8 protein-coding genes are annotated in these 14,570 nt (G+C 61.9%); all 8 read left to right on the top strand.

What is annotated here, in order from left to right:
- Positions 1-247: 247 nt before the first annotated feature.
- A complete protein-coding gene (gene bcsD / locus EV679_RS01165; protein ID WP_068373483.1) occupies positions 248-745 on the top strand; it encodes a cellulose biosynthesis protein BcsD in 498 nt (165 codons plus the stop codon).
- Positions 746-780: 35 nt separating this feature from the next.
- Positions 781-1,575, top strand: coding sequence for a cellulose biosynthesis protein BcsP (gene bcsP / locus EV679_RS01160; RefSeq protein WP_130486346.1), 795 nt, complete (start codon positions 781-783; stop codon positions 1,573-1,575).
- Positions 1,572-2,342: a cellulose biosynthesis protein BcsQ gene (gene bcsQ, locus EV679_RS01155; RefSeq protein ID WP_068373490.1), complete on the top strand. Its 771-nt coding sequence runs from the start codon at positions 1,572-1,574 to the stop codon at positions 2,340-2,342. Before bcsP ends, bcsQ begins: the two co-directional genes overlap by 4 nt.
- 15 nt (positions 2,343-2,357) lie before the next feature.
- On the top strand, positions 2,358-4,598 hold the full coding sequence (gene bcsA / locus EV679_RS01150; RefSeq protein WP_130486345.1) for a UDP-forming cellulose synthase catalytic subunit: 2,241 nt from the start codon (positions 2,358-2,360) through the stop codon (positions 4,596-4,598).
- A 49-nt stretch (positions 4,599-4,647) separates the two neighbouring features.
- Positions 4,648-6,954 (top strand): cellulose biosynthesis cyclic di-GMP-binding regulatory protein BcsB, encoded by a 2,307-nt coding sequence (gene bcsB, locus EV679_RS01145; protein WP_130486344.1) that lies wholly within the window; start codon positions 4,648-4,650, stop codon positions 6,952-6,954.
- Between the two features lie 2 nt (positions 6,955-6,956).
- Entirely contained in the window at positions 6,957-8,201 is a 1,245-nt protein-coding gene (gene bcsZ / locus EV679_RS01140; RefSeq protein ID WP_130486343.1) for a cellulose synthase complex periplasmic endoglucanase BcsZ, read from the top strand.
- Positions 8,202-8,358: 157 nt separating this feature from the next.
- Positions 8,359-12,567 carry a cellulose biosynthesis protein BcsC gene (locus EV679_RS01135; RefSeq protein ID WP_165389926.1) on the top strand — a complete coding sequence of 1,403 codons (4,209 nt, stop codon included), beginning with the start codon at positions 8,359-8,361 and terminating at the stop codon, positions 12,565-12,567.
- A 124-nt stretch (positions 12,568-12,691) separates the two neighbouring features.
- The gene (locus EV679_RS01130; protein ID WP_130486341.1) at positions 12,692-14,452 is read left to right on the top strand and encodes a hypothetical protein; all 1,761 of its coding nucleotides are present in this window, start codon (positions 12,692-12,694) and stop codon (positions 14,450-14,452) included.
- Positions 14,453-14,570: the final 118 nt, after the last annotated feature.

Raw genomic sequence — 14,570 nt, 5'->3', positions numbered from 1 at the left:
ATTCCGTGAAGGTTGTCCTGGTAATCAGGTGAACTTTGACGGGCTGGCATCAGACACGATGGGCGATCAAGCGCAAGCATGGAAAGCATGCTGCTTTGATGGCCGCTTCATGGCAGCCTCGCAGGGGCTTCCCTTTCTTCGCAGGATTCGTTGCTGAAGAAAACGTTGCTGCCATAAACGCTCCAACACCGCGTGGCGCAACGTGCCATGTGGCCAGATGCAACGATACAGAAGAAGGTTAGGCGAGATGGAAGCTAAGTTCGTCCAGTATTTCAGGGAATTGCAGTCGGAGGTCTCGGTACGTCCGCTGCTGGAAGCTTTTGGCAATGCGTTGTCTGAACAGCTTGGTGTCGCTGACGCCAGGGTGTTTGCACGGCGGGTGGGCCAGAGCTTCGCCGAGTCCCAACCGTTGGGGGAAGCGACAACGCTGGATGCGTTGCAGAATCAGATGAATCTGTTCTGGTCCCAGCTCAAATGGGGGCAAACTACGCTCGAGGAAACTGCCGGTGCGTTGCGCATCGTGCATCGGTTTTCGCCGCTGGTTGCCGCCCTGGGAGAAAAAAGCGCTTCGTGGAGCCCCGCCTTCCTGGAAGGCGTTTATCAGCAATGGTTCCTTTCCCTGCGGCTGGATCCGCGCCTGATGGTCAAGCAGGCGTCCGACATAGATGTGACCGGCAGCGTTGAATTCCGGCTGGAGCGTGCGGCGCAACAAGCGCCTGCCCGTTCGCCGGGCTTGTTTCGCTGAGGCAGCGGTTGCAGTGCAAAGAGGCAAGTCGACTTATGAAAGATACCAACGACGTAAGCAAACTGTTCGAGGAAATTGGCGGCAGTGCCAAAGCCTACAGGGAAATCAACCGCGCCGAGCGCGCGGGTGAGGCATTGGCTCGTTGGCCGCTGCTGTCTTCCCTGCAAGAGGACATTGCTAAGTCGGGGTCGCCCGAGGACGCCTCTTTGCTGAGTATTCCACTGGGCCGCCGGCAGGAGCCGCAGTTGCCCCGCGTCGTGCGCGAGGATGGCGCCGCTGCCCGGCTGGCTGAAGCTCCCTTGGCTGAAATGACGTCTCCGGTTGCCGCCAGGCCTTCACCCTTGGGCGCCTGGGCCGCTCCGGAAACGGAACCGCAGCCCGGGCTGCGCCAGGCTGTCTGGGCTGCCGAACCCGAATTGCGGCAACAGCCTGCTTCGGTGTTGGCCGCAGCCAGCGAGCCGGTTGCCCAGGAGGTGGAACCGGATGCGCGTGCTGCCGGTTTTTCCCTGGCCGCCAAGCTGGCGTTGCGCCAGGAAGAGGCCGTGACTGCACCGGTCAAGGCTGGTGCGCCGGCTAGGCCCCAGGGAAATGGGCTGCAGGATGTTTTTTCACGCATTCTTGGCGATGTTGACAATGGCATGGGTGCGGCTACCCGCAGTGAACCTGCCCTGCCCGCTGCTTTCCTGAATGCTGCAGGCCCCGTATCACAGGGGGATGGCCTGCGTAACGTTTTTCAGCGGGAGCCGCAGGCTTCCCGGAATGACAGCGATGACGCGCAGCCCCAGGGGCAAGCGTCGTTTTTGCTGGCGCAACGGTTGAATCGCTTATGAAGATAGTCTCTGTTGTATCTCCCAAAGGGGGGGTAGGCAAGACAACCGTCACCGTCAACCTCGGCGTTGCCCTGCAACGGGCAGGACACCAGGTGTTGCTTGTCGACATGGACCCGCAAAGCGCCCTGCGTTTTCACCTGGGCGTAGACCTTTCGGTTCCCGATGGACTGGCAACCGCTGCGTTGTCGCATCGGCCCTGGCGCGATGTCTGTCTCAGTACCGAGGCGGGGGTTGCCCTGCTGCCGTTCGGCTACATCGAAGATGGTGCACGTGAACTGCTGGAAGCGGAAATGCAGCATGGCGGCGATTGGCTGCGTACCCGGCTGGCCCAGATGGGTCTGCAAGATGATGCGGTCGTGCTGCTGGATACGCCGCCGGGTGCGTCCGTCTACATGCGCCATGCCCTGCAGGCCTGCCATGCGGCAGTCGTGGTGACGCTGGCCGATGCCGCCAGTTATGCCACCTTGCCGAGCATGGAGCATATGCTGGAGCAGTACTGCGAGCATCGGGCCGATTTTGATACGGCTGGCTACCTGGTGAATCAGTTCGACGCTGCCAATCAGCTGGCTCAGGACGTTACTGGCCTGATGCGCCAGAATTTTGGCCGTGCCGTGATCGGGGTCGTGCACAAGGATGCCGCAGTGAGCGAGGCCATCGCCTGTCGCCGCAGTGTTCTGGACTATGCCCCTCACAGCCAGGCGACCAATGATTTCCTGGAATGCGCGCAATGGCTCAACGGCCGCTTGGCTGCGATCCAGCCTGAATGAATGGAAGTTTGACGCATGAACGCGACTCCGTCTTCTCACGATAAACCCAGCACCCCGAGCCTGGCCGACAGGCTGTCGGCGTGGGGTGAACGGGCGGCGGATCTGCCGTTGTGGAACAGCCGACCGGTCCGCTACGCGATTGTGGCGCTGTCGGTCTTCCTGTTCTATCTCGTCATTACCGTGCCGCTGTCTCTGGGGCAGCAGGCGTTTTTCGCAGTGGCGAGCATCACGTTGTCGCTGCTGTTGCGTCGGGTACCGGGCCGCATCGCGCTGTTTGCGATGATCATGCTGTCGATTGCCGCGTCGCTGCGGTACATGTATTGGCGGCTGACTTCCACGCTGGGGTTCGAGCATATCCTCGATATCATCTTCGGCTTTACGCTGCTGATCGCTGAGCTGTATGCGCTGGTGACCCTGTTGCTGGGTTACTTCCAGTCGGCCTGGCCGCTGCACCGCAAGCCAGTGCCCCTGCCGGACGATGTTTCGCAATGGCCGACGGTGGATATTTTCATCCCGACGTACAACGAACCCCTGGCCATCGTGCGCCAGACCGTGTTCAACGCCATGGCCCTGGACTGGCCGCGCGACAAGATAAAAATCTATGTGCTCGATGATGGGCGCCGGGAAGAATTCCGCGAGTTCTGCGCCGAAGCTGGTGTAACGCACGTAACGCGCAACAATAATTTCCACGCGAAGGCCGGCAACATCAACGCTGCGCTGGAACATACGACGGGCGACTACATCGCAATTTTCGATTGCGATCACATTCCGACGCGCTCTTTCCTGCAGATCACGATGGGCTGGTTCCTCAAGGACCCGAAGCTATCGATGATCCAGACCCCCCACGTGTTCTATTCGCCCGATCCCTTCGAGCGCAATTTGCAGACGTTCCGGGTGACGCCCAACGAAGGCGAACTGTTCTACGGATTGCTGCAGGATGGCAATGACCTCTGGAATGCGACCTTTTTCTGCGGTTCGTGCGCGGTCATCAAACGTGCCCCGTTGCTGGAAGTCGGCGGTATTGCCGTGGAAACGGTGACGGAAGATGCACACACGGCGCTGAAGATGCAGCGCCTGGGCTACAACACCGCCTACCTGGGAATTCCCCAGGCAGCCGGGTTGGCGACGGAAAGTCTGTCCGGCCACATTGGCCAGCGTATTCGCTGGGCGCGCGGCATGGCGCAGATCTTCCGCATGGATTGCCCCTTGTTGGGCAAGGGGCTGAAGCTGGCCCAGCGGCTTTGCTATACCAATGCGGCACTGCATTTCTTCTATGGTTTGCCGCGGCTGATCTTTCTGACGGCGCCCCTGGCGTATCTGCTGTTCGGCATTCACGTTTTCAATGCCTCGGCGCTGATGATTACTGCCTATGCCGTGCCGCACATTTTGCTGGCTACGGTGACCAACTCTCAGGTGCAGGGGAAGTTCCGGCATTCCTTCTGGAATGAAGTCTATGAGTCCGTCCTGGCCTGGTACATCCTGCGGCCAGTGCTGGTGGCCTTCTTTATCGATCCCAAACTGGGCAAGTTCAACGTGACGGCCAAGGGCGGCGTGATCGATAAGGCCTATTTCGACTGGACCATGGCCAAGCCCTACCTGGTGTTGCTGGCGCTCAATCTGCTGGGTGTGGGCTTCGGCGTTTATCACCTGGTCACCGGCGCCAGCTTCGCCGAGCACGGCGTGACGGCGACATTGACCATCAACCTGTTCTGGATCGTCTACAACACGCTGCTGCTGGCCGCCTGCGTGGCGGCCGCCAGCGAGACCAGGCAGGTACGGGAAAGCCACCGTGTGTCGATGCGGATCAAATCCATGCTCAAGCTTGCGTCGGGCGGCACGATTGCCTGCGAAACGGTCGATTTTTCCCAGGGCGGCCTGGGCATCCGCTTGCCGGATGACGTCGATGTGCCCTTGCATGAACGCCTGATGGTGTCTATTTACCGCAACGATGAAGAAGCCACCCTGCCCGCCAAGGTTGTGTTCAGTCGCGGCCGCAATATTGGCTTGCAGTTCGTGGACCTGACGCCGCAGCAAGAGGTGGAATTTGCCCGTATGACGTTCGCGCGTGCAGATATCTGGACCACGTTCTGGGGCAAGCTCAAGCGCGACAAACCCTTATCTTCGCTGGCCTCGTTGTTGCGGGTCAGCATGAGGGGCATTGCCCTGCTGTTCATCCATTCCAAGAATATGTTGGTCGATCTGGTGAAGGGAAACCGGGTCGAAACCAAGCGCACCAAGCTGGAAACCGGTGATTGAGCATCATCGTCGCCCGTCCGAATGTTTACCTGCCGCAGGCCCATCGCCCATGTCTATGAAATTTGATTCACGCAGCAATGTCCGCCGTCTGTTGGCCACCATGGCGCTGGCGACAGCGTCGCTGGCCGCTCAGGCCCAGCAGGGACCCTTTGTGCCGCCGACCGTTGCGGAGGATGCCGCCACGCCGGTTGCCCGTGCGGTTTCCAGCACGCGCACGAAGACCTACAAGCTGACGCTGAAGGACCTGGGCCTGCTGTATCCCATGCAGTTGCGTGGCGTGGACGGTATCAACAGCGTGCCGTTTTCCGTCCGTTCCGATGAAGTCATCGTCGGCGCGAAGGTCGACCTGTCGTATACGTATTCCCCTGCACTGCTGCCGGACCTGTCGCACTTGAAGGTCATCGTCAATGACGACGTCATCGATACCATTCCCGTGCCCAGGAATACGGCGGGCCAGGCGCTGGACCGCCAGATACCGATTCCTGTGCAGAACTTCGCCGACTACAACCGCCTGGCGGTGCAGTTGATCGGACACTACACGCTGGAATGCGAAGACCCGCTGAATTCGACCCTGTGGGCCAATGTCAGTAACAACAGCGTGCTGACACTGGATGTCATCCCGGTGGCGCTCAAGAATGACCTGAGCCTGCTGCCCTTGCCGTTCTTCGACCGGCGCGACATCAATATGCTGGACCTGCCGTTCGTGTTCCCGGAAATGCCTGATAACGGCGTGCTGGAAGCTGCGGGGGCGACGGCGTCCTGGTTTGGCGCGCTGGCATCCTATCGTGGTGCGCGCTTCAACGTTGCACGCAGCGTGCCCGAGCAAGGCAATGCCGTCGTCTTCATGACGGGCCGCGAGCGCCTGGCTGGCGTTTCCGTACCGTCCAATATCAGCGGCCCTACGCTCTCGGTAGTGACCAACCCCAGGGACAGCACGGGCAAGCTGCTGCTGGTGATGGGCCGGGACAGCAATGAAATCAAGCTGGCCGCCCAGGCGCTGACGCTGGGTGGCGTGTCCTTGTCCGGACAGACGGCAACCATTACGTCCATCGACCAGGTCAAGCCGCGCCTGCCCTACGACGCGCCCAACTGGCTGCGCTCCGACCGTGCGGTGAAGTTCGGTGAACTGGTGACCGAACTCGACGAGCTGCAGGTCAGCGGCTATTCGCCGGATCTCATCCGGGTTGATTTCCGCTTGCCGCCGGATCTGTTTGCCTGGCGCGACAAAGGGATTCCGGTAGATCTCAAGTACCGCTATACCCCGCGCATGTCGTCGCACAAGGCCAGCCTGAACGTCAATGTCAGCGATCAGTTCCTGAAGTCCTATCCGCTGGCCGCAGCCGGCCAGGTAGGGGAAAGTTCGCTGGATCGGTTGGTGAACCGCATCCTGCCGGCAGATGGTCAGCCGGTTCAGGAACAGTTCGACATTCCGTTGTTCAAGCTGCCGTCGCGCGCGCAGCTGCAGTTCCACTATTACTACGATCCGTTGAAAGAGGGCAGCTGCCGCGACGTTGTGCTGGATAACGTCAAGGGCAGTGTAGAGCCGGATTCGACCATTGATATTTCCGGCTTCTCGCACTTTATCGCCATGCCGGACCTGGCGGCTTTCAGCAATACCGGTTTCCCGTTCACGCGTCTGGCGGATCTTTCGGAAACCGTGGTGGTCATGCCGGAGAAGCCCGGGGTTTCCGATTTCTCCGCTTACCTGACGCTGATGGGCCGCATGGGGGAATCCACGGGCTATCCAGTGGTGGGTGTGACGGTGGCGCAGGGCAATAACCTTGGCATCCTGCAGGATCGCGATTTGCTGGTGTTGGGCAATAGCGCGAACCAGCCGCTGCTGCGTGAATGGGCTGCCCACATTCCGGCCGCCGAAGATGGCAAGGCCAGTCGGTTCGGTATTGCGGATTTCGTCAACGATGCCCTGGCCTGGTGGAACCGTGACGGGGAAGCGGTGCGGCGCGATGTGAACGCCAATCTGTCCTATCGCAGTGATTCCACCGATGGCGTTATTGCCGGTTTCGAATCCCCGCTCAGTGCAGGCCGCAGCGTCGTGCTGGTCTCCAGCGGCCGCAACGGGACCGTGCAGCAGACGGCGGAAGCCCTGCTGGATACCGACCTGATTCCGAAGATCCAGGGCAGCCTGGTTGTCGTGAAGGACAAGGACGTGGTCAGCCTGCTGGCCGAACCCAGCTATTACACGGGCAGCCTGCCGTTCCTGCTGCACATCCAGTGGTATCTGTCGTCACGGCCATTGTTGATGTTGCTGCTGGCACTGGGCTGCGCCCTGCTGCTGGCCTTCCTGATCTATGCCGTTTTGCGGGCGAAGGCCAAGGCCAGACTGAAGGGAGATTGACCATGAGCGCGGGCCATCGTGTTGGGCGTGCCCTGGCGGGCGCGATCGGGCAGGACGGAAGCCCTGCCACGGCAGGGACAGGCCGGCGCCATTTCCTGGGCCAGGGGCTTGTCCTGGCGGCCTTGCCATGGCTGGCAATGCCGCCGGCAGCCCGCGCCCAGGCAGCGGCAGGCGCAGGCTGGCCGCTGTGGCAGCATTTTGCGGAAACCTTCGTTCAGGCGGATGGGCGAGTGGTGGATTTCAGTGTGCCGCAGATGCATTCGACATCTGAAGGCCAGTCATACGGCATGTTCTTTGCGTTGGTGGCGGGCGACCAGGCGCGTTTCGATGCCATCTGGAACTGGAGTGTGGCCAATCTTTTCGAAGGCGGCGTGGATGAACGCCTGCCAGCCTGGCAGTGGGGACGCAGGGAAGATGGTACCTGGGGCATCCTGGACCCGAACTCTGCCTCGGATGCCGATCTCTGGTTTGCCTATGCGCTGCTGGAAGCTGCGCGCCTGTGGCGGCGCCCGGCGCTGCGCAAGCCTGCCGAGCAGTTGCTGGCGAATGTGCGGAAAAAGGAAGTTGCCACCTTGCCGGGTCTGGGCGAGATGCTGTTGCCCGGCCCGACGGGTTTTGCTTATCCCGAACAAGGGGTATGGCGGCTCAACCCCAGCTATCTGATGCTGCCGCAACTGCGGCGGCTGGCGGGGGCTGACCCGACCGGCCCGTGGCGTGGTATCGCCAACAATTCCATGACCCTGTTGCGGCAGTGCTGCCGGCAGGGTTTCATTGCTGATTGGGTGGCTTACCAGGCGAGTGCGCCGGATGGCGGCATGTTCATCCTGGACCCCTACAAAGGCGACCTGGGCAGCTATGATGCCATACGGTGCTACATGTGGGCGGGCATGACTTCGCCCCGGGACCCGTTCTTCCAGGAGGCGCTTGATGCGCTGGGGGGAATGCGGCGGGTCCTGGCATCACGGGAGTGGCCGCCGGAACAGGTGCGTGCGCTGACTGGCGAGGTGTCAGGCGATGGCCCGGTAGGTTTCTCGGCCGCCTTGCTCCCCTACCTGCGGGCCTTCAAGGATGAACCGGCCTACCAGCGCCAGTGGCAACGGGTGCAGCAGCAGATTCCGCAGGCCGATGGCACTCCCGCGAACTTCCCGCCCTACTACGATATGGTGCTGGCATTGTTCGCATTGGGCTGGGTGGATCAGCGGTATCATTTTTCGGCCGATGGCACTTTGGTCCTGGCCCGGAAATAAGCCAGCGCCAGCACCGCGTCTATAGTGTCAGATCAATCCCTCTTTCTTTGAGCGTATGACGATGTCTGTCAAGAACAAACCCAGGAAAAACAGGCGTGCCACCGGCTTGGCCAGTCGCCTCTGCGTTGCAGCCGTCCTTGGGTATGCCGTGCCCGGAATGGCGCAGCAGGCCACGGATCCGGTGCAGGTGCTGATAGAGCAGAGCCGCTATTGGCAGGGCCGCCACGATACTGTGCGAGCCAAGGAAAGCTGGGAAAAGCTGTTGCGCATCGACCCGACACAACCGGATGCGCTGGCGGGTATGGCTCAACTCGCGTTGGATGACAATGATGTGCCCCTGGCCGAAGATTATCTGCGCCAGTTGCGCAGCGCCCACCCGCGCAGCGCCCTGGTGCGTCAGTTGGAACAGAGCATTCAGCTGGCTGGCAGCCGTGGCCAGCTGGAAGCGGCGCGCAACCTGGCGCAACAGGGGCGCGTGGAAGAAGCCGCCAACGAATACCGTCAGGTGTTTGGCGGCCAGGCGCCCAGCGGCGAACTGGCCATGGAGTATTACCAGGCACTGGGCGGCAGCGCCGATGGCTGGGAAGAAGCCCGGCGTGGCTTCGAGCGGCTGGCGCAGGCCAACCCCAATGATCCGGTCAAGGCCCTGGCGCTGGCGCGTCATCTGACCTACCGCAACTCTACCCGTGCCGAAGGCATACGCCGCCTGTCAGAACTGACGCGTCAGCCCGCCGTGCGCGATGAGGCCCGCCAGGCCTGGCGTCAGGCGCTTGAATGGTTGGGCGGCAGTCCGGCCGACGTGCGTATGTACAACGCCTACCTGTCCGCCTATCCGGATGACCAGGGCATACGCCAGAAGGTGGCAGAGGCTGGCCGTGAGCGCCAGCAGTCGCAGCAGGCGGCGCAGCGCGTCAACCGCGATCCCTACCGCGACCGCACGACTGCCGGTTTCCGCTTGCTGGACCAGGATGACCTGGTCAATGCGGAAATCGAATTCAAGTCCGTGCTGGGCGCGCGCCCCAATGATGCCGATGCCCAGGGCGGGCTGGGGCTGGTGCGTCTCAAGCAGAAGAATTTCGAGGAAGCCCAGGTCTTGCTTGCCCAGGCATCCAAGCGTGGCAACGCGGGGCGCTGGAAAGAGGCCCTGGATAGCGCAACGTATTGGTCCCTGGTGCGGGGGGCCGACAAGGCACGCGCCGACAATCGCCTGTCCGAGGCGCAGCGCCTGCTGACCCAGGCCGTGCGCATAGACCGCCAGGAACCCACTGGTCAGAATAATCTGGCAGATGTGCTGTACATCCAGGGAGATTATCCCGCTGCCGAAACACTGTACCGCAACGTTCTCAAGCAGACACCGGACCAGCCGGATGCCTTGCGTGGCCTGATTACCGTGTTGCCGCAGGTCGGCAAATCCGAGGAAGCCATGCAGTTGGTGGCTCGGCTGACACCGGAACAGCAGGAAGGCATGGGCAACCTGGGGGCGCTGCGCGCCGAGGAAGCCATGCGGCAGGCACGTCTGGCCTTGCAGCAGAACGATGTGCAAAGCGCCAAGGTTGCACTGGAACGCGCCATTGCGAATGACCCGACGAATCCGTGGATACGGCTTGAACTGGCGCGGCTCTATATGGACATCGGCCAGGCCGAGCAGGCCCAGGGCCTGATGCAGGCCTTGCTGAGCAGCGGAACGCCGACCGCGGATGCCTTGCATGCCTGCGCCCTGTTTGCCGCTGCCCAGGAAGATTGGCGCACGGTATTGCAACTGCTGGAGCGCGTGCCGGGCAACGAACGCAATACGGATCTGGCCAACCTGCACAAGCAGGCCTGGGTTCATGAACAAAGCAAGCGTGCCCTGGCGCTGGCCGGGCAAGGCCAGCAACAGCAGGCTGAACAACTGCTTTCGGAGCTGCGCGGCGTGGCCGGGCGTGACACGGATTTATTGGGGGTGATTGCCAGCGCCTATGCCGATGTCGGTCAGCCGGCTGTGGCGACGGAACTGCTGCGCCAGGCCATCGTGGGGTCGGTCGCGCCGCCGCCCGGCTTGTGGCTGCAATACGCAGCGGTGTTGTTGAAGACTGGGCAGGATGCGGAATTGGCGGGCATTTTGCAGCAGTTGTCGTCGCAGCCGTTGTCGCGTGCCGACCAGGCCAGCTTCAAATCCCTGCGTGATGCCTATGTGGTGCGCCAGGCGGATGCCTTGCGACTGTCCGGTGACCTGGCAGGGGCTTACGACGTGCTGCAGCCCCTGTTGCAGGAACAGCCCGTCAGCAAGGATGCCCGCAGCGCGTTGGCGCGCATGTACGCTGACAACGGCGACTACAACGATGCATTGGCCATCTATAAGGACGAGCTGGAGATCAATGCGGCAGACGTGCCAACCTTGCTGGCGGTTACCATGGTGGCCGAGCAGGCCAAGGATTACCGTTATGCGGAATCCGCGCTGAAAAACGCGCTCAAGCAGGCGCCTGATGATTATGACGTGCTGTCTACGGCCGCACGCTATTACCGTTCCCGGGGCAAGAATTCCCAGGCAGTCAAATACTACGACCAGGCTGTCGCCGCGCAGCGGCGTGGCAATTCGGGGTCAGCGGCGGGCAATCGCTTCGCGAATGCCCAGGGCGGTACCGGCGGCAATCCGTTCCGCCGCGGCGCTGCGGCAACGGCGATGGCCGTGCCGGCTCCCGGCTATAACCAGGGCGCGCGGACTGGCGGCGCGCCTGCCTTCCAGGGCGTGCCCTATGCTGCCGGCGCAGCCTATATTCCGCCGCCGGTGCAGGCTGGTGCTGCCGTGGCAGGTAACCCGGGCTGGAATTATGGTGCGGGCGGCCAGGCCCAGGCAGCTGCGCCTGCGGCAAGCCGTGCGGCCAGTGCCCCGGGTACCCGCAACCTGCCCGCCAATGCCGCCGTTGCCCTGCCGGCGCAAGCGGCACGGGCGGCACAGGCGCCATCCCAGGTGCCGGCATCGCAGCCACTGGCCATGAATAATGCCCCGGCGATGGCACCGGCCGGCGCCTATGGTGCTTATGGTTCCTATGGCGCATCCGCCGGCCAGGGGCAGGATTCAGGCTGGCAATACGACGAAGCGCCCGGCGCAGCGCCGGTTGCCGCACGACGGCCGCGCTCGTTGAACGAAGAGTTCGAAGAACTCAAGCAGGAGCGCACGCCAACCATTGCCATGGGAGTATCGACACGCCAGCGCGATGGCGAAAAAGGCCTGGGCAAGATGGACGAATACAGCGTTCCCATCGAAGCCAGCATGCCCTTGGGCGACGGCAAGATTTCCGTCAACGCCACGATGGTCAGCATAGACGCCGGCACGCCGGAAACGGCGCGCAGCCTGGCGACCTATGATGCCAGCAGCCGCTTTGGCGGGGGCCCGCAGGCGGCCTATGAGTCCTATCTGATCGCGGAATCCGGCGGCCGTCCGGTTTCGCCTGGTTCTCAGAGCCAGGAAGGGGTCGGCCTGGCGCTGAAGTATGAAAATGATTACCTGAAGGCTGATATTGGCGCGACGCCGCTGGGCTTCCAGGAGAACAATATTGTCGGAGGCCTGTCGGTCCAGGGGCCGCTGGGGGACGAGTTCGCCTACAAGGCCACGGCATCGCGCCGTCCGGTCACGGATAGTGTGCTGTCCTATGCCGGTACCAAGGACGAGCGCACTGGCGACAAATGGGGGGGCGTCGTGGCAACCGGCGGACGGGTGGATCTGACCTACGAACCCGAGCCCGGCTATGGTTTCTATGGCTATGGTTCGTATCATTACCTGACTGGTCACAACGTGGCGAGCAACACGCGCATCGAGGGCGGCGGCGGCATGTACGTGCACCTGATGGACGAAGAGGATGCGCGCCTGACCACCGGTGTGAACGTCACCGGCATGGGCTATGGCAAGAACCGGCGCTTCTTCACCTATGGCCATGGAGGGTACTTCAGCCCGCAGAACTTCGTATCCGTGTCCGTGCCGATAGACTGGTCGCAGCGTACCGAGCGGCTCAGCTATCGGGTGGCCGGCAGCATCGGCCTGCAGCACTTCAAGGAAGACCCGGCCAACTACTTCCCGACCAGCAGCGCGCGGCAGCTGGCTGCCTACGAGGCGGCGCAGAACATGGCATCGCTGGCAGACCTGAGTGACGACGCGGCCCGGGCGCGCTATGCCGGACAGTCCAAGACTGGCGTGGGATACAACTTCTCCGGGGCGATGGAGTACCAGGTGGCGCCACAGCTTTTCTTCGGCGGCCATCTTGGGCTGGATAACGCCAAGGACTATCGCCAGTTCACCGGCGGCCTGTATCTGCGCTATGCCTTCGAGCCGCAGAATCGTCCGCTGGCGTTGCCGGTGGAACAGATCCGGTCAATCTATAGCGATTGAAGCCGCGTCACCGAAAGCAGTAGGCATTTTCTTGTGAAAACTCAGTCCCGCCGTCGCTCATGCAACCGGACGGTGGGACACAGCAAAATCTGGAGTCAATGTGAGCGGACTGGAAATTTTCCGTATGGCAGCAAGCCGAAGCGCCGCCCTATCCCTTTGCGCCTTCGCGCTGGCTGCTTGTGGTGGCGGCGATGGCGATGACAGCGATATCGGCGAAGGGCCTATTTCAACCACGAGCCAGTATCCTGCCGGCGTCTGGTCGGGCAAAAGCGGTGATGGCCAAACGATGTTCGGTATCGTCGACCCCGGCAGTGCGGGCGTGACGGGCAGCAACGGGAATTTCTTCTTTGCCCGTGGCGGTACCGATGAAACCGGCTATGACGGCCTGTACGGTAACTGGACGCAGTCCGGTGGCCGTTTCTCCGCCACCAATGCCACGTATTACATGCGCCCTGCCGTTTCCACCGGCACAGGTTCGTTCCGCTCCATTGCGTCGGTGACGGCAACGGTCGCGGGACGCACCACTGCCGCCTGGAACACGGATTCCGGCACCATGGACGGTCGCTTTACCTCGCCCTATTCCGCGTCGACGTTCATTACCTTCGGCATGGAATACGACAACCTGCTGTCGAGCCAGGATTCGAACCTGTTGATCACCAACGGCATTCAGGGGGCATATCGCGGCGATACTTCTGATGGTGGCGGCTGGGCCCTGTATGTGGACTGGGCAGGCCGCTTGAGCGGTCGCAGCGGCAACTGCCGTTTTTATGGCATGGTGACGCCTCGTAGCGACGCGGCCAATTCCGGTGCCACCAGCCCGTTCTATTCCGTCAGCATGACGCTGTACAACGACTTCGGTTCTACCACCAGCAATACCTGCGAACAGGCAGGCAATGCGCTGACGGGCACTGCCATCGTGCGCTACGACGACAGTTACCAGAAATCCGGCATCTGGCTGGCAACGCGCCTGGGCAATATCAATACCTATATTCTGGACGGTACTTACCTCAAGCCGGGCAATACTGCAGCGATTCCCCGCACGTTCAATACCTTTGCCAGCAATACCGCGAGCGCCGCGACCAACCCGATAGGCTCATGGAGCGGTACGGACCCCTTCACCGGCCAGGCCGTCAACATGGTGGTGCTGCCCAATCATGAATATTTGATGTACCGGGGCAGTGGTGATGGCGACGTGCTCTACAGCATCACGCGCCTGGGCATGGAAGGCAGCAATGGCCAGTTCTATGCCGACGACGCGCTGTTCTGGCGCCGCTACAACGATACGATCTACAGCGGCATTCATTTTGCGGGCACGCTGCGTAACGAGAACGTCGGCAATACGGTCAAGCTGCGTGGCCTGTACGATGATCCGTCCAATAACTTCTCGTCGACGGCAATTCGCGGCCTGCCGACCGCCACGGAAATGAGCTATGTGCAGCCGCCGCAGGAAACCGGCACTGAATTGTTCCAGGCGGTACGAAACGGTGGCCGCTATGAAGGGGAAGGCGGTTGGCTGTCGTTCGGCAGCCGTCCGGTGCTGACGTCGCTGACAGTAGAGGAAATCATGACGACCAATGACGATGACGAGCCGGTCGGGACTGGCCGCTATCGTATCGTCGGTGATGCGACCAAGGGTTGCAAGGCGGTGGCGTTGTTGAACAACCAGCCTTCCAGCGAAGCCAAGAACATGTTCGGCGTGGATAGCCTGCAGTATTCCGACGTGACCGAAGGCAGCTGCTCTTACAAGGGTCACCTGGCGCAGAACGGCGTATTGATCGTCGATACCGTTACTACCTCCGGCGGCAAGCTGGTGGCAAAGGACATCCGTTTGCTGGTGGCAGCCAACGACGGCTTCACCATCTTCAAGGCAGCGCAGAAGAACTGAGTGCCGGCTGGGCATATGCGGCCGGCTGATGAAGTGAAAACAGCCTGGAGGCCACGCCTCCAGGCTGTTTTTTGTCGCCGGGCCTCCCCAAGACAACTCCCTCCTGGGGGCAGCAAGC

It is taken from the genome of Kerstersia gyiorum, assembly GCF_004216755.1.
GTDB lineage: Bacteria > Pseudomonadota > Gammaproteobacteria > Burkholderiales > Burkholderiaceae_B > Kerstersia > Kerstersia gyiorum.
Note: the sequence above shows the minus strand (reverse complement) of the source record. Positions and strands in the feature narration are given on the sequence as shown.

What these genes read in the sequence shown, in the direction of transcription:
- bcsD (WP_068373483.1), top strand. Translation starts at nt 248, where the DNA reads ATGGAAGCTAAGTTCGTCCAGTATTTCAGGGAATTGCAGTCGGAGGTC.
- bcsP (WP_130486346.1), top strand. Translation starts at nt 781, where the DNA reads ATGAAAGATACCAACGACGTAAGCAAACTGTTCGAGGAAATTGGCGGC.
- bcsQ (WP_068373490.1), top strand. Translation starts at nt 1,572, where the DNA reads ATGAAGATAGTCTCTGTTGTATCTCCCAAAGGGGGGGTAGGCAAGACA.
- EV679_RS01130 (WP_130486341.1), top strand. Translation starts at nt 12,692, where the DNA reads ATGGCAGCAAGCCGAAGCGCCGCCCTATCCCTTTGCGCCTTCGCGCTG.
- bcsB (WP_130486344.1), top strand. Translation starts at nt 4,648, where the DNA reads ATGTCTATGAAATTTGATTCACGCAGCAATGTCCGCCGTCTGTTGGCC.
- bcsZ (WP_130486343.1), top strand. Translation starts at nt 6,957, where the DNA reads ATGAGCGCGGGCCATCGTGTTGGGCGTGCCCTGGCGGGCGCGATCGGG.
- EV679_RS01135 (WP_165389926.1), top strand. Translation starts at nt 8,359, where the DNA reads ATGGCGCAGCAGGCCACGGATCCGGTGCAGGTGCTGATAGAGCAGAGC.
- bcsA (WP_130486345.1), top strand. Translation starts at nt 2,358, where the DNA reads ATGAACGCGACTCCGTCTTCTCACGATAAACCCAGCACCCCGAGCCTG.